The 2,811-nt window shown below is 75.9% G+C and carries 1 protein-coding gene; it reads right to left on the bottom strand.

Annotated features, from left to right (window positions below; translation table 11 throughout):
- The coding region (locus tag NQO67_RS43385) for an acyltransferase domain-containing protein (protein ID WP_255956173.1) at positions 1–2,811 on the bottom strand (2,811 nt) is incomplete at both ends.

The raw sequence follows: 2,811 nt of genomic DNA on the forward strand, positions 1-2,811 counted from the left end.
GGTTCCGTAGGTCGGGGTCCGGACGATCCCGCGGGACTCGACGGCTCCACGAGTCGCGTCAGGCGGGGTACGAGGAGGGTGTCTTCCTGAAGCCGTACGTACGGCTCGCCGCTGGCCACCACCGTCGACAGCAGCTCGGCAGGCACCCGCGCACCGGGGGCGTCCGTCTCGACCAGCACGAACCGCCCGGGATGCTCGGCCTGCACCGACCGCACCAGACCACCGACGGCCGCCCCCACCAGATCCGACGACGGCGCGACGACCACCAGGGTGCCGTCGTCGTCACCGTCGAGTCGGGCGTGCACGGCGGCCAGTACCCGGGCCGTCTCGTGGTGGACGTCCACGAGGCACTCCGGACCGGCCTCGGCCACCTGGACCACGGTCGGCACGGGAACGGCGGAGGTGTCGGTCGTCGGGGGCTGGGCGCCGAGCGGGGTCCAGCGGACCACGTGCAGGGGTGGTCCGGCAGCGGCGACCCGGGGGCCGAGGGCACGCAGCGTCAGTGCGGCCACGTCCGCGACGGCCTCCCCCGCCGGGTCCGTGAGCGTGAGGGACACGGTGCCGTCGGAGCGCCGCAGCCGGGCCCGGAGCGTGGTGGCGCCGTGTGCATGGAGGCGTACGCCGGTGAAGGAGAACGGCACCTGGGTGCGGCCGTCGTGCAGCCCGGCGATGGCCAGGACGTGCAGGGCGGCGTCGAGGAGCACCGGGTGGAGGCCGAAGCGAGCGGCGTCGGCGTGCTGCGGCTGGGCCGTCTCGACCTCGGCGTACAGGTCGGGCCCGGCGGACCAGGCGGCCCGCAGGCCCTGGAAGGCGGGGCCGTACGCGTACCCGTCGCGGGCCAGCGAGGGGTACGCGTCGTCGAGGTCGAGCGGTACGGCGTCGGCGGGCAGCCATGCGGACGGCTCCGCAGAGCGCGGTGCTCCGGCGGCCTCGGGTGCCGTGGCCGTCACCGGTCCGAGCGCACCGGTCGCGTGGCAGGTCCACGGCTCGTCGTACGGGTCGTCCGGCTGCTGCCCTCGGGCCGGGCGGGAGTGCACGGCCAGCGCCCTGCGGCCGTGCGCGTCGGCACCCTGCACCACGACCTGGATCTGTACGGCGCCCTGGGCGGGCAGGGCGAGCGGGCGTTCCAGGGTGAGTTCGGCGACCTCGTCGCAGCCGGCCGCGCGGCAGGCCTGGAGGGCGAGTTCGAGGAAGGCGGTGCCGGGGAGGAGCGGGGTGCCGGCGATGACGTGGTCGGCCAGCCACGGCTGGGTGTGCGCCGACAGCAGCCCGCTGAGCAGGATTCCTTCGCCCTCGGCCGGCAGGACCAGCGCCCCCAGCAGCGGGTGGCCGTCGGTGCCGGTCAGCCCGAGCCGCCCGGCGTCGCCGCCGGCCGGGGCAGGGGCGAGCCAGTAGGGGCGGTGCTCGAAGGGGTAGGTGGGCAGGTCGACAGGGGTGCGCGGCGGGCGGGTGAACCACGCGCGCCAGTCGATGTCGCATCCGGTGACGTGGGCGCGGGCGAGAGCGGTCAGGAGGCGTTCCGGTTCCGGTGTCACCGTGACCACCACGGGGGCGGTACGGCCGTCGGCGTCGTCCGTGCCGTCGAGGGTCTCCTCGATCTGCTGGGCCACGGCCGGGTGTCCGGCGACCTCCAGGAAGGTGGTGACGCCCGCCTGGTGGAGGTGGCGGACGGCGTCGGCGAAGCGGACGGTGCGGCGGATCTGCCCGGTCCAGTGGTCGGGGTCGGTGAGGTCACCGGCGGAGGCGATCCGTCCGGTGCTGCCGGAGACGACCGGCAGGCACGGCTGATGCCAGGTCACCGAGGCCGCGATGCGCCGGAACTCCTCCAGCACGCCGTCCATGTGGGCACAGTGGAAGGCATGGCTGACCCGTAGCCGGGTGGCCCGGCGTCCTTGGGCACGCCAGTGTTCGGCGACCTTCCGCACCTGGTCGGCGTCGCCGGAGACCACCGTCTGCTGGGGCGCGTTGACGGCGGCGACCGCCACCGCCGCCGTCACGTCGAGGCGTTCCAGGCTGTCGCGTACCTCGTCCTCCGTCGCCCGGAGCGACACCATCGCCCCGCCTTCGGGGGCCGACTGCATCAGCCGGCCGCGTGCGGCCACCAGCCGGGCGGCGTCCGGCAGCGACCAGACCCCGGCCACGTACGCCGCCACCAGCTCGCCCACGGAGTGCCCGGCGACGGCGCCGGGCCGCACGCCGGTGGACTCCAGCAGCCGGTACAGGGCGACCTCCACGGCGAAGATCGCGGGCTGTGCGTAACGGGTCCGGGCCAGCGTGTCGTCATCGGCGCCCGCACCGAGCACCAGCTCCCGCAACGGCCGGTCCAGCAGCCCGTCGAACGCGGCACACGCCTCGTCGAAGCCCGCGGCGAACACCGGGCTCGCCGCGTACAGCTCCCGTCCCACCCCGGCCCGCTGGCTGCCCTGCCCGGCGAACACCACCGCGGACTTCCCCGCCCGGGCACGGCCCACCGGCGCCGCCGCGCCGGATCGTCCGGCGGCGACGGACTCCAGGGCGGTGCGCAGCTCCTCCGCCGACCGACCCACCAGCGCGGCACGGTGATCGAAGGTGGCACGGGTGGTGGCCAGGGCATGCCCGACGGCATACGGCTCGGCCTCCGCGCCGTCCCGAAGGCCGGCCGCCAGCCGCCGAGCCTGACCGCGCAGCCCCGTCTCGGTCGGCGCCGACAGGTTCCAGACGACGAGGGGGGCGGCGGCGGTGCCGGCGCTGATGTCGGTGTCGGTGCCGGTGTCGGCTTCGGGTGCTGGGCCGGGGGCGGGCCGGCCTTCGGGCGTATGGGGGGCGGCGGGA

The sequence above is a fragment of the Streptomyces odontomachi genome, from assembly GCF_024435355.1.
In the GTDB taxonomy this organism is placed as follows: Bacteria; Actinomycetota; Actinomycetes; order Streptomycetales; family Streptomycetaceae; genus Streptomyces; species Streptomyces odontomachi.